The organism is Brevundimonas sp. SPF441, assembly GCF_009661015.1.
GTDB classification, from domain to species: Bacteria; Pseudomonadota; Alphaproteobacteria; order Caulobacterales; family Caulobacteraceae; genus Brevundimonas; species Brevundimonas vesicularis.
In genome coordinates this window covers 63925-90493 of sequence record NZ_WJWX01000011.1, presented here as the reverse complement: position 1 = coordinate 90493, position 26569 = coordinate 63925, and the positions used below count along the sequence as shown (strand labels likewise).

27 protein-coding genes are annotated in these 26569 nt (G+C 66.1%); 4 read left to right on the top strand and 23 right to left on the bottom strand.

Translation table 11 applies throughout. From position 1 onward, the window contains the following. Nucleotides 1-246 precede the first annotated feature (246 nt). A complete protein-coding gene (locus tag GGC30_RS08605) occupies nt 247-1002 on the top strand; it encodes a 2-keto-4-pentenoate hydratase (RefSeq protein WP_153923485.1) in 756 nt (251 codons plus the stop codon). A gap of 49 nt (nt 1003-1051) precedes the next feature. Here GGC30_RS08605 and GGC30_RS08600 read toward each other — a convergent pair whose 3' ends face one another. Together GGC30_RS08600 and GGC30_RS08595 are read right to left on the bottom strand one after the other, a co-directional pair. Continuing rightward, nucleotides 1052-1696: a hypothetical protein gene (locus tag GGC30_RS08600; RefSeq protein WP_228763678.1), complete on the bottom strand. Its 645-nt coding sequence runs from the start codon at nt 1694-1696 to the stop codon at nt 1052-1054. Nucleotides 1697-1833: 137 nt separating this feature from the next. Next, nucleotides 1834-4788 carry a Tn3 family transposase gene (locus GGC30_RS08595; RefSeq protein WP_153923484.1) on the bottom strand — a complete coding sequence of 985 codons (2955 nt, stop codon included), beginning with the start codon at nt 4786-4788 and terminating at the stop codon, nt 1834-1836. 216 nt (nt 4789-5004) lie between these two features. Here GGC30_RS08595 and GGC30_RS08590 point away from each other — a divergent pair, with 216 nt between their 5' ends. The 3 genes from GGC30_RS08590 to GGC30_RS08580 all read left to right on the top strand — a co-directional run bounded on the left by GGC30_RS08590 (nt 5005) and on the right by GGC30_RS08580 (nt 6737). Beyond that, entirely contained in the window at nt 5005-5577 is a 573-nt protein-coding gene (locus GGC30_RS08590) for a recombinase family protein (protein ID WP_153923483.1), read from the top strand. Nucleotides 5578-5682: 105 nt separating this feature from the next. Next, complete coding sequence (locus tag GGC30_RS08585) at nt 5683-5910, top strand: hypothetical protein (RefSeq protein WP_153923482.1); 228 nt, start codon at nt 5683-5685, stop codon at nt 5908-5910. Continuing rightward, nucleotides 5907-6737, top strand: a complete 831-nt coding sequence (locus GGC30_RS08580) for a hypothetical protein (RefSeq protein WP_153923481.1) — start codon at nt 5907-5909, stop codon at nt 6735-6737. Before GGC30_RS08585 ends, GGC30_RS08580 begins: the two co-directional genes overlap by 4 nt. Nucleotides 6738-6791: 54 nt before the next feature. On the opposite strand, the gene GGC30_RS08575 is transcribed toward GGC30_RS08580, so the two are convergent. From GGC30_RS08575 to GGC30_RS16270, 21 genes are all read right to left on the bottom strand, one after another. Next, on the bottom strand, nt 6792-7676 hold the full coding sequence (locus GGC30_RS08575; protein ID WP_153923480.1) for a hypothetical protein: 885 nt from the start codon (nt 7674-7676) through the stop codon (nt 6792-6794). A gap of 9 nt (nt 7677-7685) precedes the next feature. Next, the gene (locus GGC30_RS08570; RefSeq protein ID WP_153923479.1) at nt 7686-8057 is read right to left on the bottom strand and encodes a hypothetical protein; all 372 of its coding nucleotides are present in this window, start codon (nt 8055-8057) and stop codon (nt 7686-7688) included. Nucleotides 8058-8071: 14 nt separating this feature from the next. Next, on the bottom strand, nt 8072-8413 hold the full coding sequence (locus GGC30_RS08565) for a hypothetical protein (RefSeq protein WP_153923478.1): 342 nt from the start codon (nt 8411-8413) through the stop codon (nt 8072-8074). A 251-nt stretch (nt 8414-8664) separates the two neighbouring features. Continuing rightward, nucleotides 8665-9024: a hypothetical protein gene (locus GGC30_RS08560; protein ID WP_153923477.1), complete on the bottom strand. Its 360-nt coding sequence runs from the start codon at nt 9022-9024 to the stop codon at nt 8665-8667. A 111-nt stretch (nt 9025-9135) separates the two neighbouring features. After that, the gene (mobF, locus tag GGC30_RS08555) at nt 9136-12297 is read right to left on the bottom strand and encodes a MobF family relaxase (protein ID WP_153923476.1); all 3162 of its coding nucleotides are present in this window, start codon (nt 12295-12297) and stop codon (nt 9136-9138) included. A gap of 2 nt (nt 12298-12299) precedes the next feature. Continuing rightward, nucleotides 12300-14462 (bottom strand): type IV secretion system DNA-binding domain-containing protein, encoded by a 2163-nt coding sequence (locus tag GGC30_RS08550; protein WP_153923475.1) that lies wholly within the window; start codon nt 14460-14462, stop codon nt 12300-12302. A 64-nt stretch (nt 14463-14526) separates the two neighbouring features. Further along, nucleotides 14527-14895, bottom strand: coding sequence for a ribbon-helix-helix protein, CopG family (locus GGC30_RS08545; protein ID WP_153923474.1), 369 nt, complete (start codon nt 14893-14895; stop codon nt 14527-14529). Between the two features lie 824 nt (nt 14896-15719). Further along, the gene (locus tag GGC30_RS08540) at nt 15720-16547 is read right to left on the bottom strand and encodes a hypothetical protein (RefSeq protein WP_153923473.1); all 828 of its coding nucleotides are present in this window, start codon (nt 16545-16547) and stop codon (nt 15720-15722) included. A gap of 10 nt (nt 16548-16557) precedes the next feature. After that, nucleotides 16558-16878 (bottom strand): hypothetical protein, encoded by a 321-nt coding sequence (locus GGC30_RS08535; RefSeq protein ID WP_153923472.1) that lies wholly within the window; start codon nt 16876-16878, stop codon nt 16558-16560. Nucleotides 16879-16880: 2 nt separating this feature from the next. Next, the gene (locus tag GGC30_RS08530) at nt 16881-17183 is read right to left on the bottom strand and encodes a hypothetical protein (RefSeq protein ID WP_153923471.1); all 303 of its coding nucleotides are present in this window, start codon (nt 17181-17183) and stop codon (nt 16881-16883) included. Then, entirely contained in the window at nt 17180-17563 is a 384-nt protein-coding gene (locus GGC30_RS08525) for a hypothetical protein (RefSeq protein ID WP_153923470.1), read from the bottom strand. Before GGC30_RS08525 ends, GGC30_RS08530 begins: the two co-directional genes overlap by 4 nt. 706 nt (nt 17564-18269) lie before the next feature. Further along, nucleotides 18270-18575 carry a hypothetical protein gene (locus GGC30_RS08520; protein ID WP_153923469.1) on the bottom strand — a complete coding sequence of 102 codons (306 nt, stop codon included), beginning with the start codon at nt 18573-18575 and terminating at the stop codon, nt 18270-18272. Nucleotides 18576-18973: 398 nt separating this feature from the next. Then, nucleotides 18974-19459, bottom strand: a complete 486-nt coding sequence (locus tag GGC30_RS08515; protein WP_153923468.1) for a hypothetical protein — start codon at nt 19457-19459, stop codon at nt 18974-18976. A gap of 403 nt (nt 19460-19862) precedes the next feature. After that, nucleotides 19863-20189 (bottom strand): hypothetical protein, encoded by a 327-nt coding sequence (locus tag GGC30_RS08510; protein ID WP_153923467.1) that lies wholly within the window; start codon nt 20187-20189, stop codon nt 19863-19865. A 340-nt stretch (nt 20190-20529) separates the two neighbouring features. Then, nucleotides 20530-21372 (bottom strand): hypothetical protein, encoded by an 843-nt coding sequence (locus tag GGC30_RS08505; RefSeq protein ID WP_228763677.1) that lies wholly within the window; start codon nt 21370-21372, stop codon nt 20530-20532. A gap of 370 nt (nt 21373-21742) precedes the next feature. After that, complete coding sequence (locus GGC30_RS08500) at nt 21743-22819, bottom strand: phosphoadenosine phosphosulfate reductase family protein (RefSeq protein ID WP_228763676.1); 1077 nt, start codon at nt 22817-22819, stop codon at nt 21743-21745. Nucleotides 22820-23199: 380 nt separating this feature from the next. Next, on the bottom strand, nt 23200-23901 hold the full coding sequence (gene radC / locus GGC30_RS08495) for a DNA repair protein RadC (protein WP_153923466.1): 702 nt from the start codon (nt 23899-23901) through the stop codon (nt 23200-23202). A 1-nt stretch (nt 23902) separates the two neighbouring features. Then, nucleotides 23903-24076: a hypothetical protein gene (locus GGC30_RS08490; RefSeq protein ID WP_153923465.1), complete on the bottom strand. Its 174-nt coding sequence runs from the start codon at nt 24074-24076 to the stop codon at nt 23903-23905. A gap of 410 nt (nt 24077-24486) precedes the next feature. Further along, nucleotides 24487-25176 (bottom strand): hypothetical protein, encoded by a 690-nt coding sequence (locus GGC30_RS08485; RefSeq protein WP_153923464.1) that lies wholly within the window; start codon nt 25174-25176, stop codon nt 24487-24489. Then, entirely contained in the window at nt 25173-25370 is a 198-nt protein-coding gene (locus tag GGC30_RS08480; protein ID WP_153923463.1) for a hypothetical protein, read from the bottom strand. The genes GGC30_RS08485 and GGC30_RS08480 overlap by 4 nt, the downstream gene beginning before the upstream one ends. Before the next feature lie 369 nt (nt 25371-25739). Further along, complete coding sequence (locus GGC30_RS16270; protein ID WP_194943561.1) at nt 25740-26378, bottom strand: hypothetical protein; 639 nt, start codon at nt 26376-26378, stop codon at nt 25740-25742. Nucleotides 26379-26569: the final 191 nt, after the last annotated feature.

Below are 26569 nucleotides of genomic sequence, written 5' to 3'. Positions count from 1 at the left end.
GCAGCGCTGCGCCTGTCACCGCCAAAAACGGGTCATACCGAAAAATCTCGGGCAACTGGCTTTGAGAAATCAACCCAGCAGTCCCCTGTGTGCATGCCTGAGACGCCCCAAACGTGTGCTATACTTGTGCTCATGCGGTTGGATTTCCTATCCCCTATACTTGTGCTCATGCGGTTGGATTTCCTATCCCCCGACCTGCCATAGCCGGCGCGCCCCACCCTCAACCTTTCCAGGCGGAGCCCCCCCATGACCCAGACGCCCAACCAACTCGCCGAAGCGATCTGGGCCGCCCGCCAGGCCGGTCGGACACTGGACGCCGCAGCCACCATCGGCACGCCCGACCTCGCCACCGCCTACGCCATCCAGCGCGCGCTGCTCGGCCTGCGCCTGGCCGCCGGCGAGCGCGTGGTCGGGTGGAAGCTGGGTTACACGTCGGAAGTGATGCGCCGCCAGATGGGCATAGCCCGGCCCAACATCGGGCCGCTGACCGACCGGATGCTGCTGAACTCGGGCGACGCGGTGCACGAGCGCCTGGTGCAGCCGCGGGTCGAACCCGAGATCGGGCTGCGCCTCCAAACCGCCCTCGACGCGCGGCACGCGCCCGTCGACCGCCACACCGTGGTCGCCGCCGTGGAGGGCGCCTACGCCTGCCTCGAAGTCGTGCACTCCACCTGGACAGGCTACCGCTTCAACCTCGAACAGAACACCGCCGACAACTCGTCCGCCGGCCAGGTCGTCGTCGGGCCACGCCTGCCGGTGACCGACCTGATGGCGGCGGGCACCGTGGCGGTGCGCCTGCACGACGGCAGCCACCACACGCTGGGACAGGGCGTGGGCGCCGATGCCGACGGCCACCCCCTGGACGCGGTGGCGCGGCTGGCGCGGGAGCTGGCCGCGTTTGGTCAGCGGCTGGAGGCGGGTGATCTGGTGATCACGGGTGGGCTGACAAAGGCTTGTGAGCTGGGGCTCACCTCAAGGTTTGTTCGCCAGAACACGCTTTGAAGTACAAACCAAGAACTTCAGCGCTACGGGCGCAAAAACCTTGAGAACGCTACCACTTCGGGTCGGGCCACTCGGCTCCGCGCCAAAGCTCGATCTCAGCCGGGTCTAGGAGCAGCCGTTCTCCCCTGCCAACGTTCACCTCGTAGGCAAAGGCGTACAAGGGACTGAAGCTTTCGAGCAGGTTGGCGAAGTCTCGCCTCCGGCGCGCTTTAGGCCAGGAGCAGAACAATGCGCCGCGGGCGTCCAGCTGGTCGTCGGCCTCGGGCTGCACGGGGTCCAGGTTTTGCCACGCGCTGACGACCGTCGGTGCGAGGTCCTTAAAGGCTGCCTCGATCGCGGTCTGGACCGTGTGCTCAAGGGCGTAGACTAAAGCTTGGTCGCCGGGTCCATGCGGCACCCAGGCGAGCGCCCGGCGGAGCAATCGGGTTTGGAACAGCAGGACTGGCCACAGAATCTCCACGCCAAACCTTGGGCCGATCTCGGGGATGTGCTCGGGCGGATCAATGACGCGCCGCTGCTGCTCGTAGGCTTTTCGTATGTCGTAAGCCAGGCCGAGAAACGGCCCCTCCTTGTCGTGGATCATCGGCGAGTCCTCGTTGACTTTGTGAACGAGGGTATGGAGCTCGCGAAGCGTCAGGTAGTCGCCGATCAGCACCATGCCAGCGTGGTTTTTCAGCAATTCAAACTGTAGCACGGTGACTCCGTCGGGTTGCCGGCCGAATAGACGATGATTGGCAGATGCCGACAATGCGGGTCGCGAAAGCCAGTAGCCGCGCGGTTCAAGGTTTGTGCGCTAAAGTTCGCTAAGAAGTACGAAGCAGGAACATACGGCTACGCTGCTCGGTACAGCCGGTCGGCCGGGTCGTTCAGCGGCCTGAACCCGCCTGCGGTCGCGGCGTCGGCCCAAAGGTAGTCGCCCGTCAAGCCGACGTGCGCCCAGCTCATCGGTGAAAGGTGCGCCAGAAGCTCATCGGGCGCCGCCACCTCCCGCTCGCGCAGATGCTCGACGGCGCGCTGCATATATAATGTGTTCCAGAGCGCGATGGCGGCGATCACCAGGTTCAGCCCCGAGGCGCGGTGCTCCTGGTTGTGCAGGGTGCGATCGGCGATCCGGCCTTGCTTGTGAACGAACACCGCCTGGGCCAGCGCATGGCGGGCCTCGCTCTTGTTGAGGCCAGCCTGGCAGCGCCGGCGTAACTGCGGGCTCTCCAACCAGTCCAAGGTGAACAACGTCCGCTCGATCCTGCCGACCTCGGCGAGGGCCATGTCCAACCGGTTCTGCCGCTTGAACGCCGACAGCTTTTTGAGCATCACGGACGGCGCGACGGAACCGGCCTTGATTGACGCGGCCAGCCGGACGATGTCGTCCCAATTTTCCTCGATCACATCGACCCGGATAGGGCGGCCCAGCAGGGGCTCGAGGATCTTGTGACGCGGCTTAGCGCCGATGATAGCCAGGCGGCGATCCTGCAGATCGCGAAGGCGCGGCACAAACCGATATCCAAGCAGATGACACAGGGCGAACACGTGGTCGGTGGCCCCGCCGGTGTCAGTGTAGTGCTCGCCGCCGCCGCGACCGATCAAGCCGTCGAGGACGTAGGGCGCCTCCGACGAGGTGGCCGATAGCACGCGGGTGTGAAACGAGCCGTGCATGTCCGACAGGTGGGTGTAGATCCGCAAGCCGGGCTCGGGCCCATACTTGGCGTTGACCTCGCCGGCCCCGCCGCGCCGCCGGCCGGAGCGGAAGAACTGGCCGTCGGACGACGAGGCCTGGCCGTCGCCCCAGTGGCGGGCGAACGGCTGAGCGTGGTGGACCTCGATGATCCTGGCCAGCGCCGCCTTGTAGTTCTCCTCGCTCAGATACCAGCTCTGGGTCCAGGCGAGCTGAGCGTAGGTGACGCCCTGGCTGGCGTTGGCCATGCGCTCAAGGCCCAGATTGGTCGCGTCGGCCAAAACGGCGGCCAGGATGCAACTGGGGTTGTCGTGGACCTTGCCCGACCGCAGCTCGCGGAACATTGAGGAGAAGCCTGTCAGGGCGTCGACCTCTCGCAGCAGTTCGGTGATCCGGACGCGGGGCAGCAGCGCGTCGATCGCCCGGTCCAGCGAGCGGGCCTCGTCGGGCGCGTTGGCCTTGACCGGCGTGACCGACAGCTCCTCGCCCTTCAGCGTCACCCCGACCAGGTCATCCTTCGCCAGCCGCCTGGAGAATACGGCAAGCCGTTGGTCCAGCAGGCCGGCCCGTTCAGCCAAATAAGCGCCCATCTCGACATTGACGGGCAGCGTCTCGGCCTCGGCGGCGACCTCGTCCTTGGGCAGCAGATAGTCGGCGAAACGCTTGTAGGAGCGCGAACCCTCAATCCAAACATCGCCTGAGCGAAGGCGATCGCGCAGTGTGGCGGCCACGGCGGTCTCGTAGAGCCGCCGGTTGATCGGGCCGCCGATCGGCTTGACCAAGGCCTTCCAGTGCTTGGACGCGAACGGCAGTGGCGCGTCGTCAGGGATCTCGCGCCGGCCGGACAGATTGAGGTCGCGCAGGATCTCCAGCGCCTTGAGCAAGGGCGCACCGCCAGTTCCAGCCCGAAACCGCATGTGCTCCAGGAAGGTCGGGACGAACCGCCGCAGCGCCCCGTAGCGGTCGGCGGCGCTGACCAGCGGATCCTCGATCGCCAGGGCGGCCAAGGCGTCGATCTTCGGCTTGGCGGCCAGGACCTTCCACCAACCGACCTGCGCGTCGATCCGGTCGAGCACGTCGCCGCCATCGACCCGGGCCTGATCAACGGCGCCGATCACGCCGCTGAACAGCCGCATGATCTGGCTGACCTCCCGGCTGCTGGCCTGGTACTTGCGCTCGCGGCCGCGCCGGCCCTTAGCGAACAGTGAGCCCACCATCTTGTCAAACATATCAGCGGCGGCGTCGCTGAGGCGGCTTTCCAGAAAAATCAGCTGCGCGACCACGGTCGCCCGACGGCGTCCGACGCTGTAGCCACTGAGCAGGAAAGCCGGGGCGACTGCGCCCTCACGAGCGTACTGATCGAAGCGTCGTTCGTGAATCGACTCGGTGATCGCTGGATCGATGCCGATGGCCCGAACGTAGGCCAGACGTTCGGTGATCCCCGACATCGATGCGGCGCTAGGCGACTCGGGGATATCGCGCAACCAAGCCAGGGCCGATTTCTTGAGTTCGGGGTCGTTGACCAACAGCTGATCGATGCGCTCCAGTTGCGAGAGCGAGATCGGCGCCAGAAGATCCTCCGCCGCCATGCGCCTTGCCTGAGAGCGGCCCGCTAAACCGACACGCTCCAGGGTGTCGGGTGACGGCAAGATGATCCCCCTCCGGCGCAGCTCAGCGATCAGGGCCTCGACGATCGGTCCGCCCTTGTCGGTCGCGCGAGCCGCGATAGCGGCGATCGACACCGCTTGACGAAGATCGCCGCGAACAAACAGGCGCAGCCCCAATCGCTGATGCAGCTGGCTGGCGTGCTCAACGCGCGTTGGAGGCCGCGTCGAGTATTCACTCAGCGCTTCCGGCGCGACATGAACCTGGTCGGAGAGAAAACGCAGCACGATTTCTGGGACCATCTCGCCCGGCGACCATCCAAACCCTGGATGACGCAGCAGCGCCATCTGCACGGCGGCCCCCAGCTTGTTCGCCGGCCCTCGGCGCTCTTCGAGCCATTCAAGGTCGACGGGCGACAGCGTGTAAAAGCGCGCCACCTCGCGGTCTGTGACCGGAGGCTCGAACAGCCGACGCCGTTCATCACCCGTAAGCAAGCTTCGCCGCGCCATGGGATGGTCTCCGCCGCTTCTGCGAAGGATCACAATTCTGGAAAAATCAGAGCCTGACCAGCCGTTCTGAAATTCAGCCTCCCCGATTCGTCCACAAAGGGTCTATTTCGTTTTGGGACGAAGCGGAATATAGAGACGGTATTTATGGATGGCGCAGGGCCACCTTTTGGGCGGGCTGCGCGAGCGTCCATAAACCGGCCGTTTTGGAGACGAGCGATGGCGGCGAAGACACGCGACGGCGACATCTTGGGCTATGCTCGGGTATCCACCGAAGATCAGGATCTGGACGGTCAACGCCAGCGGCTTACTGAAGCGGGCGCGATCCGCACCTTTGAAGACATTGTTTCGGGCAAGCGCTTCGACAGGCCCGGCCTGACCCAACTCTTCGACCATGCCCGGCCAGGCGACACGCTCTGTGTGGTGCGGCTCGATCGCCTCGGCCGTTCGCTGAAGGAACTGCTGGAGACCGTCGATGACCTCAAGCGCCGAGACATCAATTTCATGAGCCTGGAGGAGAAGATCGACACCGCCTCGGCGGCCGGCGAGCTGATCTTCCATGTGTTCGGCGCCATCGCGCATTTTGAAAGGCGCCTGATCGGCGAGCGAACCCGCGACGGTCTGGCAGCGGCCAAAGCCCGCGGCGCGAGAGCTGGGCGCCCTCCGCTGGACCAACAGAAAATCGCCGCCGGCCGTGCCCTCGTCGATAGCGGTATGTCGCCAACCGCTGCAGCACGGCATTTGGGGCTCGGGAGATCTACGCTCTACCGAGAACTTAGCCGCGCAAAATGACACTCGTTCGGCCAATTGGCTCCGGGGCCGCAATCGATGGTCGACCTGAATCCCCGGAAGCGGACTTTTGAAGTCCGTGGGAAGGGTGGATTGCGGGCCTGAAGCTTGGCCGTCGATCCGGCATTAAAGCGGCAGAAAAGACTGCCCAAACTGCTTGATACCTCGGCGACCACCATCCGATCAGTCGGCAGCTCGACGGACGATCATCGGAATATCCCAGCAACAATTGCCGATAGGGCGCCATCGCGCAGTGCCAAGGTGCTGGCCTTTTCAGATAGCAGTCTGTTTTTCCTGCACTTTCGCAGCGGCATCATCTTTGCACGCTTGAAGTGAGCGACACTCAAGGCACCACCATGCAAATCGGATCAACGACCTCCGGCTACAGCTATGCTCCCATTAAATCGACCGTCGGGGTGCAGACGGCCAGCGCGTCCACGGTATCGACGACCACGGCCGCCAACTCTCAAAGTCAGGTCGCGACGCCTAAATTCGTCAACGGCATTCTCACCAACGGCTCCAGCTTGTTGTCTACGGACACGCTGAGCGCTCTGTTCGAAATGAACGATGACGGCACCCCAAAGATCAATAGCGAAGCCCCGGCCCTGCAGATGAAGAAGGGGGTCATGATCGACTCCACTCAGGACGCAGTGACCAGCTTGTTGGCTATGCAGAAATACCTGGGCGCGGGCGACCAGACCGGAAGCATGGCCGGCGCCTACTCGAAAATCACTGACGATGACAAAGCGATGTTCCGCCAAGTGACGGGCTATAACCTCTTCACCGTCGGCGGCGATGCGATGATCGTCGATGACAATGGCAATCCTCCGTCGGAAGCCGACAAGGCGGCAGCGAATGAGCTGTTCACGCGGATGACCTATGCGCGCTCCGGAGGCCGCCAGGACATCAACAAAGAGTGGTTCAAGAGCGTGTCGCAAGACATCAAGGAGTGGAACGCGCCGGCCTTCTCCGCCGACTACGAGGCTAGAGCCGATGCGTGGTTCGATGACCTTGAAGCCAACCGAAAGAAGACGCAGTCGGCTAAGAGCGCGGCCGATAGTTCCCCCGAAACCACGGCGAAGCCCACGCTTCAAACTCAAACCGCCATCGCGGCCTATCAGCCTCCGACCGACGCTGCTGCGCAGAGGTCGGCAACGGCCTGACAGCAGGTGCTTCGAACGTCGTCCAGGTTCGCTCTTTGTGCTTCTTAGCGTACTTTAGCGAACAAACCTTGAGGTGAGCCCAGCATCGAGATCGAGAGCGGCGACGGCCCGGACAGGAATACCGATCTCACACGCGGCGGAGAGCGTGGTCTCGATTCCTTCGCCGCAGACGAGGGGCCCCTTGGACGTGGGCGGCGTGAGCCAGACGCCACCGGGATGAACAACGCCGTGGTCGTCCATCCGCCCGGGCGGCCCCCATTTGCGACGCTGGGGGTCCAGGTGAGTTTTGGTTTTGCCGTCTGCAGACAGGTAGGTCGCGTGGACGCCGCCCGTGGGGCCGAACGGCGTCATAAGCAGTCCGATCATCGCTGGGGCGGTCACCGGGTTGGCGATCGGGCCGGAATGATAGGCGGCTGGATGATATCGGACTTGCTTCAGCGCCTCGGCAAGAGGCCGGCCGGATATGCCGCGACCCCGGAGGTAGGTCTCGACAGGTGTGCCGGCGGCGGGGAGGGCGTCTCGCCACAACGAAAGGGCCATCGCGGCCTTCCAGAGGCGGGTCCGTTCGTTATCCGCATCGGCCTGGCGCGCCAGCGCCTCGCGTTCGGCCCGCGCCTTCTTGACGTCGATGCTGGCTGGATCTTCACCGACGATCCGGATCGCGGCGTCCCTGAGAGTTTGGTCAAGCCGGGAATGCAGACGGTGTTCAAGGTCGACGGCGTCGCCGCCACGAACATCGCAGCCCCAGCATTTCCATGTCTTCTTGACGGGGTCGACGGAGAACGCGCCGCCATCCTTACGCTTAGGCGACGCCTTGCAGAGCGGACAGGACCCCCGCAGCCGATGGCCGGAGCGGTATAGCTTCACGCCAGCGATCGCCTCCATGTCTGCGACAAGGAGGGCGAGCTCGAATAGGTCCTGTCCGCCGTTGCTGGCCACGGGCGGCCGCTAGGCCAGCACGTCTTTGCGCGCGAGATCCCATCCCGCCGGCAGGTCGAAGATGATCTTGCCGCCGCCGGGTTCGGAGTGAGCGAGGGACTGCTTCTTGTCGATCTTGGCTTTGGGGGTCAGCTCAGGCGCCTGCAGGAGGGAAACGGCCTTGCGGGGGCTGAGGCGGAACTTTCCTTCTGGGTCCGATACAAGCTGGATGCAGCGGCGCCGGCCTTCCTCGCCGTAGAGGATGCGAACGGGCGTGGCGTCGGCGAAACCAGCCTCCTTCAGGAGGGCAAGGGGGATGCTGAGGGCGGCGCCCTGTTTGTTGACGGCGATCGTGGCGCCGTTTGCGCCCGGCCGGGCCTTCTGAACTTCACGAAACTGCATGGTTGGCTCCTTGATTAGGGGGTGGTGGTGGATGAGGGAGTGGGAGCGCCGCCAGCGATGACGCTGGCCAGCTCTGCATCGGCCCAGGCGTCCATGACCTGGGACAGGCGTTCGGCCGCCAACAGATAGACGGCCGCCGGGAAGCGGCGGGTCCAATCCTGCTGAAGACGGATGACGGCGTGCCGCACAGGCGGCGCCATTGAGACGTTGGCCCCGTCGCGCCGAAGGCGCTGCCAAAGCAGACGGGCGTCCAGCGCAGCATCCACCGGGTCGCGTTGCCACCAGGTGCGAACGACGCCGGCGGCAGGATCGTCCGATTTCGACCTCGCCAAGAACCGGGAGAGGACCGCGTGCATCTCGTCGTTGGCCGCGCGAGGAAGGTCAGAATTGCTAAAGATCGAAAAACCTGCTAACATATTGATTTCCCTCGCATAATAAGCATTATGTGAAGCGACACAGTAGCGGTTACTAATAGATATTGGTTTTCCGCAATCGCTGGATTCGCCCGCTGTCATGGCGTCGGTTCCCAAATGTCTGGACTCCGGTGCCTGAATCCCTGGACTCGAACGCCGGGGCGCTGTCGTTTTCGGAGTGGTCCGGTTCCACATCACCGGCCGGGGCCTCCGGCGATCAGCGCAAGGACGATCATCGCCACGAGAAGAGCGGGCGTTCCGACCAGGAGCCAGCGGGCGGTTTCGTTGCGGTGGAAGAAGGGAATGGCCTTGGACAGCCACATCACGACGGGTGCGATCAACCACGGGACTGCAGTGGTCGCCGCGTCGGTAACGCGGGCCGCCAAGGTCGCACCCGCCGAGAACCAAAGCAGCACCGTCAGGAAGATCCCGGCGGCGAAGAGCAAGGCGTATGCGACGTCGAAACGCGATACGTCGAGGCGGTCTCGGAGATCCGGCACGGCCCGGAGGTTGCTGCGGGGTAGCCTGGTCCTACTGGCTTGCCATTCGATCATTTGAACTTCTTCCTTGTGAATGAAGGGGTTTCGCAGTGGAGCGGCTACGGGAAGGCGGTAGCCGGTGAGCCGCCGAGGCGGCTAGGAGGCGTGGGCAGAACGGGGCCGCCATCACAGCCCCATCGCCGGGCTGTTGATCTCGACGGCCTTATCGAAGGACTTGTCCTTCTCGGCCTCCTTGGCGGGCTCGGACTCCTTGGGCTTGTCGGCCTCCAACGTGCCCGGCAGGGGCTTGTCGGCCCCATCGTCCTTTTCAGGACCGTCAGCGCCGGCAGACCGGGCGAGGTCGGTCTGATCCTTGGAAGAGCCGTCAAGTCCGTCGGCGGCCAGCGTAGCCAAGGGCTCGTTCGAGCGATCGGCATGATCCGGGAGACTGGATGCGAGCGCAGCCAGCTCGGCGCCCGCAAGCTTGGCCTCGTGCATGGCGATGAGGTTCTGGCCGTCCTGTTTGTTGAGGCGCATGGCCAGCAAAGCGGTGTCGTTCGTCACCAAGGTCAGGGTTTCCGCTGTGCGGGAAACCTGAACATAGGCGCGAGCCTGGTTGGCGCCTTCGCCGTGGGTGCTCGCTAACACGGCGACCACGTTCTGATAGGTCGAGCCCTGCGAGCGGTCGGCCGTTTCAGCGTAGGCGTAGCCTGTGAACCGCAGCGCCGGGTCGCTGGTCTTCAAGGTGTGTTGTTTGCCGTCAGCGCCGCGAATGTCCCAGCTATCCCGGCCAAGCCGCTCAACGGTGAACCCCTCCCCGGTCTTGAAGCCCCGATCAGCGTCCCGTCGCTCCCACACCAGACGGTCACCCTGCTGAACGTCGAGATCTTTGGAACGGTACGCCTCAAACTTGGACTTCCGCTGATCGCGGAGCGTCGTGAGGTCGATTGTGGTGCGGCGATCGCGGTCTGAAGCGACAATGAGCCGATCATTGCGCTCATCTCGGCCGACAACCGTCACCGTGGCGCCCTTGGTCAGGCCGGCTTCCTTGATGCCGCTGTGGAGCACGAGGATCTGGCCCTCGCGGTAGCTGGCCGCCTGATATGATTCCGCGCGGGTCATGCGGACGTGCGACAGGGTAGGTACGGACGTTGTGGGGCCGGTTAGAACGCCTCGGGCGGCCAAGTCGCCGCGGATGAGCTGAGAGACCTTTTCTCGAAGCGAGTGGGTAGGCACGATGACGGGAGCATCACCGCCACGTTCTTTCACCTGGGCCCACGCGGTATGAGCCGCCTCTGCCAGTTTGTCGTCGTTGGCGTCACGGCCGACTTGGACGACGCGAGAGCCTAGGGCCCGGAGCGCCTGGGCAGGCGCTCCCTGAGCCAGTTGTTCGACGGCGGCGCGAACCTCCGGATCTTTCTGGCGACGGATCTCGGTCATGCGGGCATGATCAAGCCCTTCCTCGAGAACGAGACGCCATGGCGCCCCAGCCTCGGGAGAGCCGAGCTGCTTTTCGTCCCCGACGAAGATGATCCGGGGAATCTGCAGGGTTTCGCTGACACGCATCAGACGGTCAGCTTGCGAGTTCGACAGCATCGACGACTCGTCGACCAGGAGCGTCTTCTTGGCCCAGCTTTCGCGGGCTTGGTCGAGCCCGGCTCCCGCGCCTCCAGTCTCGGCCCGAGTCATCAGGCCCTCATATCGCTGGAGGAAGCTTTCGACTGTGCCAGACTCGATCCCGGCGCCTTTTGACAGGGCTTCAGCGGCTTGGTGGGTCGGTGCCAGTCCCGCGATTTCGACGCCCCGTTCCGCAGCTACCTCGCGGACGACTTCGAACATCTTCGTCTTGCCCACGCCGGCAAGACCCTGAACCCCAACATACCGGTCGTGACTGGTGAGGAGCTTCTCCGCCCCTGCCCGCTGGCCGTCGCTGAGGACGATTCCGCCCTCCCGGCCAGCCGCGTGGGTCAAGGCGGCCCCAGCCTCCGCCAACGTCATAAGCGCGGGTGCAGTGTTCTTGCCCTGCTCAATACGGGAGACGATGCCGCGCTCCAGGTCGAGCGCCGGTTTGGTAGTGACGCCACCATTTAGGCGCGCATCGGCGTTGATCACTCGCCCGTCCTTCTCGAGGGCGGACAGTTGCCCCTCGATGCGAGAGGCGGTCATCCCTGCGCCCGCAAACTCCAGCGCCCGGCCCATTACCTCGTGGCGGGTGAAGACAGCCCTCCCCTGCTCAGCAACGCGCAACCCGAAGGAGACAGCGGCGCGGGCCGCATCGTCACGCACCAGGTCAGGTCTGCGATATCCGTAAGGATCATTCGCCGTCGCCGGATCGGACCGCCCGGTGATGCGCCGCAGGGCGGCCACGAAACGAGACGCCGCATCGGAAGCGGCGCCAGACACCAATGAGGACACGTCGCGGCCGTTCGCGCTGCGCTCCATTGCAGCGCCGGCCAGCGCGCGAGCGTCCAGGCCTGCGGCCTTCGACTCCACCGCCCAACGCGCGATGAGTTCAGCGCGAGGGGTGTCTAGCTTCTTCGGCCGGTCCCGTAGTGCCAGCGCATCCTTCTGGGCGCCGGTAAGGGGGGAACCCTTGCGCTTCTCCTCGATGGCAATGGCCGCCTCGATCTGCTCTCGGCGCTTGCTGAACTGACGCAGCTGCTGCTCGCCGAACGAGGCCAATTCGAAGGTGCCGGCCTTGGCATCACGACGGACGTCGTAGCCGAGCGCCAAGGCCTCCTTGGCCAACTCGGCGCGGTAGATCCGGCCGACCAGCTGGATGTGTTTGAAGAGCTGATAGCTCTCCAGGGCGCGGACCTTGCCCGTGGAGGGTTCTACAGTCGCGTTGGCGACGACGACATGGGTGTGACGCTGGGGGTCGCCCTGACGGGAAGTGCCGTGAACGGTCTTGGCGTAGACGAGGTTGCCGGTGTTCACCTCACGGATCTTGCCCTGATCGCGCACACGGGTGATCGCGAAGTGCTTCTCCGCATAGACCATCGCCCGATCGACGGCCTTGTTGTGAGCGACGTCGAGGCGGCGATCACCGCCAACCAGGATGGCCAGACTGACGCTCTTGGGCGCGGAGAAGGTGAGATCCCATCCCGCCCGGTGCTTTGTGTCCGCGCCAGCGGGTGTTTTGTCGCCGTCCTTAAAGGCTGGGTGGGTGCCCTGGAGGACCTTCTTGAAGTCCGTTCCTTCAGCCTTGCCCTCCAAGCCGATCTTGGCGGCACCCTTGCCGCCCCATTCCAGGCCGGGGGTGTCGGCCTCGCCAGTGACGTAATAGTCGTCCTTGCCGTAGTACTCGGCGGCCCCGGAGGAGCTTCCAATGCTGCTGACGGAAAGCATGGTCAGAGCCCCCGGCCATAGTCGCCGGTCAATTCACCGAGTGAGCCGAGGCTATGCTCCTCGCCGGCAGGACGCGGCTCTGGGGTAGGCCGGTCCCCGTCGAACAGCTCGCGCTGTTGCTTCTGTTCGTTCTCGCGGGCGGCCTCCTCCCGGGCGGCCTCGGCGCGAGCGAGGGAGATTGCCCTGCCCTTCTCTGTCGGCAACGCGCCGGGATCCGCGACCAGGTCGTTCTCGTTGACTGCCTCGTCCGCCTCGCCGTCGACGACGAGGTCGCCATCGACCGCCACGAGGACCGGGCCGCCGGCGGCGGCTGCGGGCGCAGCTGCAGTGCCTTCAGCCGGATCGTCCGGCCGCTCGCCCCGCGCGCGCGCAATGAACTCGCGGATGGGGTCAGGTCCAGTGCGCGGAACATAGGGGTCCGCGATCCGGGGACTGGCGTCGAAGCTGAAGGCGACCGGAGCGATAGGGAATGGCCGTCCGGCGCGCTTGTTGCTCATCCGAATGACGCCCTGCAGCGACGGCAGGTTCATCAGGTCCGTGGGGAGGTAAACCGGCTCCTTCTCTTCGCGCGGCGCGATGCCGACGCCGTCGCGAATGCTGTTCGCGCCATAGGAGGTGTTCTCCGAGACGCGGTGCATGACGCGCTCGCCGATCGTTTCGCTCATGATCTGTGCGGTCTGAAAATCGCTGCACCGCAGGATCAGCTTATTGAGGCACTGACCCATGATGGTGCTGGCCTTCTCCTTCCCGTAGATCTCCTGGATCTGCGAGACCTGCTGCATCCCGAAGACCATGGCGCCGCCATACTTGCGAAGGCGCTGGGGGCCGTCGGCCAGCTTGTCGATACGGCCAAGCGAGGGGAACTCGTCCAGGAACAGCCACGTCGGATGCGGCGCGATACCCTCCGCGTTCCGCGACAACAGGGCGCTGATGACGATCTCGGACCAGAAACCGAGAAGCGGCCGAAGGGTGTCGGCATGGGTCTCAGGTGCGGACAGGAAGAGAAGCCCGGGGGTCCGACGTTCCTGATTGACCCAGCGGCGGATGGAGAAGGGCTCGCCCTTTCCGAGGAGGTAGACGAGTGGCGTCACGCCCTCGACCAGCACGGACTCAATCGACGATACCCGGGGTCCCGCGCCGCCGCTGATGTGCTTGTGGGCTGGGGTGCCGACGAGGAGACGTTCCAGCCGCTTCGTCGAACCGAACAGCATGTTCAGCGCCGTATCGAGGCTGACGTTGGGGTCGCGCTCTTTCAGAGTGAAACAGGTCCAAGAGAACAGCGACCGGGCGACGTTGCTCCAATAGGGGTCGCCGCTCTTGGGGTCCTTGAACAGGCCGTGGGCGAGACGATCCCATTCGACGTGATCTGTGGCGTCGTGGAACGGCGACCAGGCGGGCGACCGTTCGTCAAAGGGGTTGAGGATGAGGTCGGTCTCGGGGTTGTAGTGCTGGGCGATGTATTCCAGCTCCGGGTCGTAGACGACGCCGCGATCTCCGCGCGCGCGGACGGACCGAATAAGACGGTGCATGGCGACCGACTTACCCGCGCCCGGACTGCCGGTGATGAGGGTGTGTTCCTGCTCGGCGTCCATCGGGTACGGGATGCCAACGAGGTTCGCCGGGAGGTGGTCGGGCCGGTTCTTCGCCTTGGCCTGCTCCTGATTGAATAGGGTGATCTCGTGCGCAAGCTGAGGTGCGCGAACAACCTGCTGTCCTCGGATTTGCCGGGTCTTCAGCTTCTCCTTGCCCGCTCGCGTGTACCAATAGGCCGTGGCGATCCCGGTCAGCGCCGCGCCCATAATCCAAAGAGCGAAGCCCAGCTTGGCATGATGGAAGTAGCCGTAGGCGTGGGGCGCGACCCAGCTGAGCTGCTCGACTTCGCCAACAGGGTACGGGCGGGGTCCACGTCCGGGTGTGGGCACGCTGATGAGTTGGGGTGCTGGCGGACCAACCCATTCGAGGACGTTCGCCATAAGGGCGAGGGTCCCATAGCTCTGCTCATCATCCGAAGCGCGGAGGTTCACGCAGATGACGCAGACGGCTCCCCACAGAATGAGGACGATCACGATGCGCGCGAGAACCTCGCGGATCATGTCGAAGGTATGCCCGATGGTCTGTCCACCACGAAGCCAGGCGGAGAGGTTGCCCTTGGAGGGTCGGCTCATTGTCACTTCCCGATTGGGTTAGGCGACAAGAGCGGGGCGGCGTCGGAAGGGGTGGCGCTTGATACTACTCTGACAGCGCCGCGAAAAGGGCCACGAGGCGATCATCTTCCGGCGGCGGCGCATCGACGTCGAATGGACGCTTCCCAAGGGGACCAAAAAGGAGCGCCCCAGCCTGGCCTCCCATCTGTCTCACCTTCGCCAGCTCCTCCTCGTTGAGGGTGCGCTTGGCCAAGGCTGTCAGGAGCGCGAGGGTCAGCATCGTCTGGTGACCAGCCTGCTGGGCGATCCAGTCGCGCCGATCCTGGTGCGCGGTGTTGATTAGCTCCTCGATCACTTGGCTTTGCGACAGACCACGGGTTTTCGCCAGCGTGCGAAGCCGTTGCTGGGCCTCTTTTGAGACATAGGCTGTGATGCGAGGGAGGTTGGTTGGCATTGGCGATCTGGGATTATGGCGGCACTAGTACCCCTCCCGTAGCACGTTGTTTCAGCGAGGGAAACCGGCAAATCCCCGAAGTGGGGGCACTAGTGACACCCGGTTGCGCCCGCCGTTTCGCCTGCAAAAACCGATACTTAGAAGAACCGCAGGTGTGCGTAAGGTGTGCACCTCCCACAGGGAGGTTTCTTCAACAGGCCCCCCCAGGGGCCACTCCTCACTCACGTGACTGGTTTGGGACTCCGAGAAAGGCCTCCCGACCCTCTAGGCACAGACCCAATTCGGCATCACCGACCAGATCGAGAACACCTCGACCGAGGCCGCCTTCGGCCGAGCAAAGACCCGCGAACAGCGGCTCGCCAGATCCGCCAGAGGCGGTTCGCCTCCCGTCGCCCGTCAGGGCCAGGGCAAAGGCGAACCGTCAGCGGATCAAAAACGGAGTCGTAGACGCACGTGCGTATCCGAGAGGGTCCTCCCGGCGGCCGCGCAGCGACCCCGGGCCGGAAGAAAGGCGCCCCGCGCCTCTAGGCATCGACCTCATGGCCCCCGCCATGGCCACCGTCCCCCGCGCCGCAGGCGCAACAAATCCACGCCGACCCGCGCACCGAGCACAGAAAAGGGCCCGCCCTGGACAAGCCAAAGCGGGCGCAGCCCGACGCGAAAAAACAGCGCTGGCGATCAGGGCCGAATGGGCAACAGCTCGCGCGCAGCGCAGCCGCCCAAAGGCCCGCGAGGCGTCGCAGAACGCCTCGGCGTTTTCGGTTCAATCCCGCGCCGAAGGCGCAACCGAAAACACGCCGCGCGCCCCCTGCCGGAACAGACGCCTATGGCGTCCATCCGCTCTCGAAAGTCGCCTGCGACAGGTCCGCTATTTCATCGGCGCAGCCGACCCAGACCACGCGGCGCGAAAGGTCACTGTTCCACGGGGCGACCGCGTCGCCATCGTCCTGGTGGCTCAGATAGAAGACCTCGAACCGGAAGGGCGTGCCCAGCGCCGAGAACACCCCGCACCGGCGCTCGCCGGATGGATCGATGTTGTGAGTGAAGCCGACGAAGTCGGCAACGCCATCCCAGAGCAAACACCAGCGACCCCGGCTGACATGTAGATAGACCTGCGGCCGTTCGTATTCCTCATCGGGCACGAAGCCCGGCGCAAGGAAGGCCATCGCCCCGGGGGAATAGGCCCGCCGGCAGCGGGTGTTGGTGTCCCCCGCGCGTGCGCGATCATTGAGAGCGGCCACGGCGGAGAGACGTTCCGCCGCAGGCATCGGGACAAGGGTGGATGCGGGCACCGCGACACCCTTCAGCGTGTCCCAGATCAGAGAGGCCAGAAGCCCCGGATTGCGGGGAAACCATCGGCTCGAATTGTACCGGGCCAGCACCGCCGCGCGGGCATGGTCCGGCAGGGCGAATAGCCGTGTCCGGACCTCCCGCCACTTGGCGGCATGAGCATCCCGCGCGCTCTGCTCCCAGACGATATCGCCCGCCTGACGACGGGCCATCTCCTCCTCGGCCGGAAGCTGAGCCTCCGCGATGAGCGGAGCCAGCAAGGGCAGCTTTTCGCGCTTCGCGCGACAGCTGCGCTCATAGGCCGACAACTGGCGGGGGGTGATGACGCGGGGGCCGTGGCGCTGTTTGCGAACGAACTGCATGACGGCGCTCCTAGGCCAGACCGTGCGCGGCGCGGGCTTCCGATTCACGCTCCCACAGTCGGCGGCAGGTCAGCGGAAGCCCGCCGTCCGACCGGTCGCCGTCGTAGCTGGGCCACGCCCGCGACCGCGCCCACTCCGCGCCGGAACGGCGCCAGACATAGTCAGCCAGCACCCCCCAATGCGGGTCGTCGTAGATGACATAGGCCCACTCATGCCGCCCGATCGTCATGACCGGGGAGACGTAAAGGACGGGCGCAAGGAAGAGATAGCGGACCTCGGGCGACGCCGAAGGCGGCGCATCCGAAGCCGTGAACAGGGCGAGCTGCGACACCGTCAATGCTCCGTCGGTTCGCCAGCCAGCCGCAAGGCCTGGGCGGCGGCGCAACGCGCCTCGCCCAACGCCGCGACCAAAGCCGGATCCACGGCGAGCCTGCGCGAGCTGATATCCTCGGCGACCGCGCCGGCGGATTGCTCCAGGGCGACCAGAGCGGCGAACAGCCGCTGGGCGCCAGCGAGCATCACGCCATCGGCCGTGGTCCCGTTGACAGTGGCCACGACCCCACGGCTCGGATCGACCACGACGCGGCGCTGTTCGAGGTAAAGCCAGCCCGCTGGCAAATCGGAAACCGGGCTCACATCGCCCCCCGCATCTGGTCCGCCTCGGCGGGCGAGGACAGTAGCAGCCGAAGCGCGAGATGGGGCCGGGTCGCCCGCTCGATCCGCCGCTGCTCCCGGCGCGCCTGCCGCAGGACCGCAAGCGGCCGAGGGATCACCCCGCGAGCCAGGGCGGTGACCGCAATGCAGGCCGCCGTCGTATCGTGCAGGCCGTGACAGGCCAGCGCATATCGCACAGCATCCCCGGCGAGGCGGTGACGGTCAGCAGCGCCGAGGCCCGTCTTGGCCGACGCGGCCAGCGCTTCCGCCAGGGCGAAGTCGGCGGACGTTTCACCCAGCGCCACGGCATAGATGCGCGCGCGCTGGCGGCGGGGCAGGTCCCGCAATGTGATCGGGGTCATGACTACTCCTTTCGGCCACAGACACGGCGGGCGAAGGGTTCGCACTGGGCCAGAAATCGTGATGGAAGGCGCCCGCGCTTTTCCGAAGCGTGGGCGGCAAAGCCGCACCGCGGACGGGGGAGGAAGGAGATCAAGGTCGTGGCGGCGGAGGGGGATCACCCGCCCTGCAGGCGGAGCCGAAGGGCGGGGACACCGCCGCCTAAGCCGCCTTGGCGGTCGCCTTGAGGGACGACCGGGGGCGGAGCCCCCCAAGGGGGAAAGAGGTAATCCGACGCGACCAGGCGCAAGCGACCGCGAGGCCGAAGGCCAGCTGGTCGCCAAGCCCGGGAGCGCACCCTGCCCTATCCGTCGCCGGGTCACCGCGCGCGAAGCGCTGCGGTCGGCGCCCCGCTGAGACGCTGACGCGACAGGCGGTAATGATCGCGAGGCCGAAGGCCAGCGATCGGCCCGCCCAGAGCGCCCGCAACCTGACCATCCGGCAGGCCGTCGTCGCGACCCGTAGGGAGCGGCGCGCGCAGCGAGGCCGTCGCCGGCAGCACTTGTCGAACGTGACCAGGCGCAAGCGACCGCGAGGCCGAAGGCCAGCTGGTCGCCAAGCCCGGGAGCGCCCCCTGCCCTGTCCGTCGCCGGGTCACCGCGCCGTCAGGCAGCGGTCGGCGCCACACCAACGGAGCGCGCACAAAAAGGGGGCCGAAGCCCCCGGGGATCAGTAGGGACAGCGAGCCAAGGCCGTCTGCGGGGTCAGGTCCGGGTCGCGTTGCCAGAGCTTCCGGGTCTCGGCCTCGACGGTGTCGTAGATCGACACCGCCGTGACATAGGGGTGCTGCGCCTGGCAGCGGTCAAACTCGGCGGCGGCGACCGCGAGATCCGAGGTGCGGTAGGCTTCTTCCTCGCCCACGATCTCATCGACGACCAGGACGAGGTAGCGCCCGTTCGCATCGCCGGGGCCGTAGTACCGTTCGGTGCTCGTGAGCCCGGCCGGGGCCGATTGGGTCGTGGCGGATTCGGACATGATGGATCTCCATGGGGCCGGTCCCAGCGACCGGCTATGGAGCCTCGGGGCACGGGTGGGCGCCCGGCAGTCACCGGAGCGGCGGCCTCGGCCGACGCGCAGGGGAACGGCGCAGCCGTTGACTTTCGGGCTCCCGTGACACGATGCGGAGGAGACGTGCGCGCTCTCTCTCAGTCCGGCAGGCCGTCGTCGCGACCCATAGGGAGCGGCGCGCGCAGCGAGGCCGTCGCCGGCGCACTTGTCGGACGTGACCAGGCGCAAGCGACCGCGAGGCCGAAGGCCAGCTGGTCGCCAAGCCCGGGAGCGCCCCCGCCCTATCCGTCGCCGGGTTACCGCGCGCGAAGCGCTGCGGTCGGCGCCGCACCCGTTGTGCGCGCGAAAAAGGGGGCCGAGGCCCCCTAGACGATCATCTCGTCGGCGATCGTGAAGGCGCTGTCGAAGCTGCTGGCGAGGCGCATTGAATGGTTCCCCCGGCGGACTTGGCTAATGGTCCAGGTCCGATGCGCGGGATCCCAATAAATTCGAACGCTGGCGGTGACATCGACGGTGTGCCGGAACGACGCCGGGGTAGCGTAGCGAGCCCGTGCCCACATCTCGTCCACGAGGGCCGGTCGGTTCAACCAGAGCCGGAAGCGGAACCGGCGATCCGTGGCGACCTTGTCTTCGGCGTAAGCGGTCAATCCCGCATCAGCCGTCCGCCATGTCTGGCAGACAGTTTCTGCATCGACCCAACGGGGACCGAGGATGGTCCAGACGCGAACCTGCCGAATGACGGCATGAGCGGGATAGATGCTGTCCCACGCACGCCCGAAATGCTCACGCGCCTCGGCGAGGAAGGCGGTGCTGAACTGGTAGGTCTCACGGACGATGTGACGTTGGGTCATGGCGTTCTCCTTTAGTCGGCCCCGGGGCGAGGCGCGATGAACCAGACGGGCACAGGTGGGTGCCCGGCAGTCACCGGAGAGCGCGGCCTTGGTCGCGATCGAAGGGAAACGGCGAAGCCGTTGACGGCTGGGCTCCTGTGACAGGATGGGAAGACGCGCGCGCTCTCTCTCAGTCCGGCAGGCCGTCGTCGCGACCCATAGGGAGCGGCGCGCGTAGCGAGGCCGTCGCCGGCGCACCTGTCGGACGTGACCAGGCGCAAGCGACCGCGAGGCCGAAGGCCAGCCGGTCGCCAAGCCCGGGAACGCCCCCGCCCTCGCCTTCGCCGGGTCACCGCGCGCGCAGCGCTGCGGTCGGCGCCCCGCTTGTGGGTCGCGCACAAAAAGGGGGCCGAAGCCCCCTCGATTAGAAGGGGCAGCCCATCATGGCGTCCGCCGCCGCCGGATCGAAGCGATCCCAGAAGGCGTTGTCGCTGGGATCGTTGGCCAGGATCATGGCATCGAACCACTCGTCCGCTGCGCTGGTGTGCTGCAGCTCCTCGATCGAGTCCCGGATATCCTCGTCCTCAAAGGGGAAGGTGCCCGCATCCCACATGGGCTGCAGGACCAGGTAGAACGGATCATGACCTTGATCTCCGTAGTCGATCGAGCGGGTGAAGGCGTCCCAGGCCTCGATTTGAGCCTGACGGTCCAGAGCGGCCCAGGCGGCTTGAACTTGTTCGATCGTTTGCATGACTGTTCTCCATGAAGCCGATCCCAGCGACCGGCGATGAAGCTTCGGGGCACGGGTGGCGCTCGGCAGTCACCGGAGGCGCGGCCTCGGCCGCGGCGGAGGGGAACGGCGAAGCCGTTGACTTCCGGGCTCCCGTGACACGATGCGAAAACGACGTGCGCGGGAAAGTGCCCGCGACTAGCGGGCACACGATCAGCAAGCCCGTCAGGGCGCAGCGTGTGCTGACGATGATCCGGACGCGGACAGCCGAAGTCGCGGCGACGGCCACAGGCCGCCGCCGTCGTGCCCCGGTAGCCCGACCCATCGCCCGCTCAGGCAACAGGTCGGATCGGTGTCGGTGTCAGAAGGCGAAGGCCCCCTGCCCCGACGATTGTTCGATGAAGGTGGCGGACGGTCCGGCTTGGTGTCGGTCCCGGCCGAGGCGCGTCCACTGCAGGTGGCCGCTGCGGTCCTTGGCGAACCATCCGGTCTCAAGTCCGATGACGATGGCCCACGCGGTATCGCCTGGCGCATCGCAGCCCGTGTTCACGGGCCAGCGCTCCACCTTGTCGTCTGCCGTGACGGACCCCGGCCGGGGGAAGCGGCAGAGGATGGCGTTCGGATCGACGGGACAGGCAACGCCCAGCACATCGAAGATGTGGCGGGCCTCAGCGGGGGTGAGGGCGTCGCCCTCCTCCCGGCCGCAGCTCAGGGAGAAGGTCACGGCCTGCAGTAGATGGGCGTCAGTGGTGAACTGGCGGGTGTCGAGGGCATCTTGCCAGCGACCCGCCGAGATCAGATCGACGGCGTGCCACCACATGCCGAGGCCGGTTTTGGTGTAGCCGTAGGGGTTCGGAGCGCCACCGGCGGGGATGGCCATGCCCATGACCTGGCTGACGTGTTTGACGAAGGGATGATCGACCAGGGCCGGGTGCATGAGGCCCAGCCGCCGCCCGCCCTCCTGATACTCGCTGACCTCGATCGGGAAGCGGAACAGGCGAGAAGGGAGATTCCACGGCGCCGGGAGGGTCCAGTCGTGGGGGACGGTGAGGGCGTGGTTCAGATCCAGCAGGAAGCTATTGTGAGCCAGTCCTTCGGCGATCAGGCGGTCGCCAATTTCGTCGCGCGGCAACTCGGCCGCGGGAGCCTCGGCGATGATGACGGGAGGGGCGGTGACTTCGGGAAGGGCTTCGATCGCTTGCATCGTGGTCTCCATCGTTGGCCGGTCCCAGCGACCGGCTATGGAGCTTCGGGGCACAGGTGGGCGCCCGGCAGTCACCGGAGCGGCGGCCCACTCGGCCGACGCGAAGGGCGAACGGCGCAGCCGTTGACTTCCGGGCTCCTGTGAAACGATGCGAACAAGACGTGCGCGTTTCTTTTTCATTCCGGCAGGCCGTCGTCGCGACCCATAGGGAGCGGCGCGCGAAGCGAGGCCGTCGCCGGCACACCTGTCCGACGTGACCAGGCGCAAGCGACCGCGAGGCCGAAGGCCAGCTGGTCGCCAAGCCCGGGAACGCCCCCTGTTCTATCCGTCGCGGGTCACCGCGCCGTCAGGCAGCGGTCGGCGCCTGAGATCAGGCCGCGCGTGGATGAGGGGTTTCGGCAAACAGCCGAGATGACGGAGAGACGTCGAAGACGCCGGCGTCACGCTTGTCGAACAGGGTTAGCCATTGGCCGAGGTCGGCGCGCTCTGTGACAGGCACGCCGGATTCTGCGTCCTGGAAGCGGACGAGGGCTTGCGGCGCCATCGCGGTGATCTCGTCGATCGCTTCCGACGATAGAAGCCCCTGTTCGCGGATATAGTCTGTGATGCGGCCCGGCTTTTTCTCGCCGCCGCGAGTCCCCTTGACGCCGTTGCGCCATAGCCCCTCGATCTTCTGAAGCCGGGGCGCGGCGCGGGCTTCCATCAACACGATCCTGCGCAGCTGTTCGACAGGCAGGGTGTGGACCTCCCACGTCTTCATGGCGCCGCACATGAAGCAGGCGCTCTTCGGGGGAACGGGAAGGCCTGCACGACGGATCCGCTCTTCGCAATCGCAGCGATGCCAGCCCAGCACGCGAAGCGGGTAGCCGTAGACGTAGCGGGGATCGACATAGCCTTCGCGGTGCGCGTAGCGCTTGGCGTCGGCTGGGGAGCAGTCGTAGCCAATCAGCTTGATGACCTTGCCCCCGTTCGCCCAGGCAGTGACGGCAGGCTCCCACTGTTCGGTCCATTTGTTCTGAGGCTCGATCTTCCACTTCTGGGAGCAGCTGGAGAACCCGAAAGAGATCGACGGCAAAGTGCCGTTGGTCAGGCAGTTCTCATCGAGAGAGCGGTAGGGAGGGAAGTTTTTGTAGTTCTTGGGCTGATAGCGGACGGTGATTAGCGTCACGCCGCGATCAGCGAGCCATTTGGCGAAGAGTTCGATGAAGGCATAGGTGGTGGGCTTCTCGCTGCCTGTGTCAGCAAACAGGACAATGTCGATGCGGATGCCGGTCTCGATCAGCTCTATCAGCATCGCGGTGCTGTCGACGCCGCCGCCGTATGCCACCATCACCGGGGTATCGGCCTCGAAGAAGGAATGCTGATTGCCTGCGGCCTCGGCCTTCCACGCCTCCATGGCCTCGATGAGTGGACTGGTCATGATGATCTCCTCGAATCCCGATCCCAACGATCGGCTTCCGAGGCTCGGGCCACGGGTGGCGCTCGGCAGTCACCGGAGCGGCGGCCCACTCGGCCGACGCGGAGGGCGAACGGCGTAGCCGTTGACTTCCGGGCTCCCGTGTCACGATGCCAAGATGACGGTCGCCCCCCTTTCATTCCGGCAGGCCGTCGTCGCGACCCATAGGGAGCGGCGCGCGCAGCGAGGCCGTCGCCGGCGCACCTGTCGGACGTGACCAGGCGCAAGCGACCGCGAGGCCGAAGGCCAGCTGGTCGCCAAGCCCGGGAACGGTCCCTGCCCTGTCCGTCGCCGGGTCACCGCGCGCGAAGCGCCGCGGTCGGCGTCGCACCGACCGATCGCGCACAAAAAGGGGGCCGAAGCCCCCTCGATCAGATGAGGCCTTTGGACCGGAAACTGACGCAGCTCTCGCTCGCTACGATGACGTGGTCATGGACGGCGATGCCCATGAGCTTGCCGATCTCGATGAGGGACTTGGTGATGTCGATGTCAGCCCGCGACGGGGTGGGATCGCCCGAGGGATGGTTGTGGACCAGAATCAGCGCGGCGCAGCCAAGCTCCAAGGCGCGCCGTATAACCTCCCGTGGGTAGACCGGCGCGTGATTGATCGTGCCCGCCCCCAGCAGCTCGTCGCGGATCAGGCGGTTCTTGTTGTCGAGGAACAGAACCCGGAACTGCTCGATCTTGGCATGGGCCAGCCGCGCGCGCAGGTATTCGTTCAGGACGGACCAGGAGCTTAGGACGCAACGGTCCTCGATCCCGGCCCGCGCCATTCGGGCGCCCAACTCCGAGGCAAGCTGCAGATCCTGATGAACCGCCGCGTCGAGGCCGGTTCGATGGGTGAAGTCGCCTACGGTGGCGGACGTTGCCGCCGCCGCTGAGCCGAACTCGTCGATGATGATGTAGGCGGCCCCGAGGCCGCCGTTGTGGCGAAGAAGCCGACCCAGCAAGTCGGTATCGCTGAGTGATCCGCAGTGGTCGTGGTTCGGCGAGACGGTCTCGCGGGGCAAGAACCCGGTGAAGGGCAACGCCAACTCCGAGACGCCGGGCGGGGTTGAGGAACGGCGGGCCATCTTAGAACGCCGCCACTTGCTGAGCGGTGACCCAATGCAGCGGAACCTCTTGCCAGGCCGCGACCTGTTGGCGGGCGGCCAACTCCGTGGCGGCCCAGGTGATGACCGAGAACTGAGTGACGCTGCCGACCAGGCATTGCCATTTGGGGAAACCGTTGATCGTGACGGTGTTCATGTCGATGCTCCTTTTTGGCCGATCCCAGCGATCGGCGATGGAGCTTCGGGACACGGGTGGCGCTCGGCAGTCACCGGAGCGGCGGCCTCTTGGCCGCCGGCGGAGGGGAACGGCGCAGCCGTTGACTTCCGGGCTCCCGTGACACGATGCGAAAACGACGTGCGCAGTAAACTTTCCGGTGCGGGCAGGCCGTCGTCGCGACCCATAGGGAGCGACGCGCGCAGCGAGGCCGTCGCCCGCCGCACCCGTCAGACGTGACCAGGCGCAAGCGACCGCGAGGCCGAAGGCCAGCTGGTCGCCAAGCCCGGGAGCGCCCCCGGTCTATCTGTAGGCAGGCCGAGGCGGCGAGCGGAGCGAACCGCCCGCCGCACGGCGCGGCCGTCGCCGGCGCAACAGGCCGGAGACGAATGTCACCAGGGCAGGATCTTCCAGGCGGCGTGAGCCTCGGCCTCAAGCCGATCGGCCAGCTGGATGTCCATCAGGTGATCGCCCTTGGCGATGCACCAGGCCTCATTCCAGAACCACATGTTCGCGTCGGCCCGGGCCTCTTCGGCCGGGTCGTCCGCGACATGGTAGCCCTTGGCGGGATCGTAGTGGGTCTCGTAGGACCCGCTCGGCTCGTGACCGACGACGTCGAGGAAGGCCGCCGCCATGACCATGTTCGAGTCGCAGAAATCGTGCGACGCACAGGTGTCGAATGGGCTGTCCCACGCCTCGGCATTGCGCCGGAGCATTTCGGCCCACTGTTCGGTCGTCAGCGTCTCCTTCAGACGCTCGACGAACCGGGCGGAGAGCGAGGCGACCAGACCGGTCAACAGCTCAAGGGCACGCCCCAACGCGGCGCACGCGGTGGCGTCCTCGTCGATGTTCGGGGTGTGGCCGCCGGAAAGGTCAACCAGGCCATCCGGACCGGGCTGCAGCGCGCGCCATTCGTCGACGCTGTCGGACTCGCCGTCGAGCCAGATGGCGACTTCGGTCTGAACGGCGGGCGTGATGCTGATGTCGGCCCAACCGTTCCAGGTTGTGCCGTGGGCGAAGCCGTCCCAGATCGGGGAATCGTCAAAGTGCCATTTGACGGGACGCAGCGAAGCGCCGGTCATTGGACCGGGCCCCGCGCGCCGTCGAAGCACAGGTGGAAGGGGTGGAAGACCGCCTCGCCAGCGGCCTCGGCTGCGGCGTAGCTGTTGGCCTGCGCCATGCGCTCGGTGCCCGACAGGCTCTGGAATGCGGCGATGATGGAGGCGCGCTGCATCTGCAGCTGTTGTGCGATGATTGACATATCGGGAGGGGGCATCTTGTTTCTCCAGCTCCCAGCCAGGTGATCCGGCTGGCTCGCGGGTGTCCCGCGATCACGCCCCTTGCCAGGCGGGGTTTGAGCCGGAAGCGCACCCGAAGGGCCGGAACGGAGTGGAGGACGGCGTAGCCGTTGAGCGACCGGCGACCCCGCCCCTCTTGGGCGTGATTGATCGCGGAACCCGCAGGCCGGAAACCACGGGAGCGACCGAGAAGCGCTCCGTTGTCCTGTTTGACCGACGATAGCCAGTGCCCGCCGCCCTGCCCCCTAAGCCGCACCTGGAGCCCACGCTGCGGGCGGCATGGCCGGGAAAGCCTCGTTGACCGCGTCGCGCCCCCAGCGCGGCCCCACGCCCCGCAGCGGCCGTTCTCAGGGCTCACACAGCCAGCGCCGGAGTTTGGCGCGCATGTAGCCGATCTGGTCGTTGATGACGGTCACGGGCGCGCTGGCCGCGATGAACCCGTGATCGGTCATCTCAGCGACATAGGACTGCCCGACCCGGACGTACTCCTTGCCGCCGCAGATGGCGACGTCCTCAAAGGCGCAACCCGCTTCGCGGACGAGACGAGCGATGACGCCGCCGGCGGTCCGCAGCCGCTCGCGGCAGGCAAGGTGCCGATCGCGCGCGCCCTGGGTGCGGAACGTGAGGTCATAGTTGGGATAGTACCCCGCCAGCCCGCGCTGGATCATCGCGTCGGCGGTCTTGGCCGTGAGCAGGGTGTTGTAGTGGGGCAGAGGATCCCGGGAGTGCCCGAAGCCGTAGCGGGCGGAAAGGAACGCGACGTGCGCCAGGGACCCGTCGGGGTCGGTAGCTTTGAGGGTTTGCCAGAGCGGCCCGGTGTAGCGGTCCCGCGCCGAGAGGTCTTCGCCTTCAGCCTTGGACGAGGAACAGGCGAGGATCAGCAGCCGCGGCCGCGCTAGCGGGCGCGCAGCAGGAGCGCAGTCGGCCGGAGCGGTGAAGTCCAATTCGTGCTGGCGCATAAGCTCGCACAGTGTGGCGTGGGTCATCGGGTTCTCCTCGGTGAGCCGCCCGGAATGGGCGGGGCGCGCCCTATCCGTTGCGAGGTGCCGGCCCGTCACCGAGGACTCGGCCGTCCGGCCGGTCAGAGGGGAACGGCGAAGCCGTTGACGGGATAACCGGCGGTGCCCTTGCATCAGGATCGGCCGACCCCGCCGCCCCTCTCTCTGTCCGGCAGGCC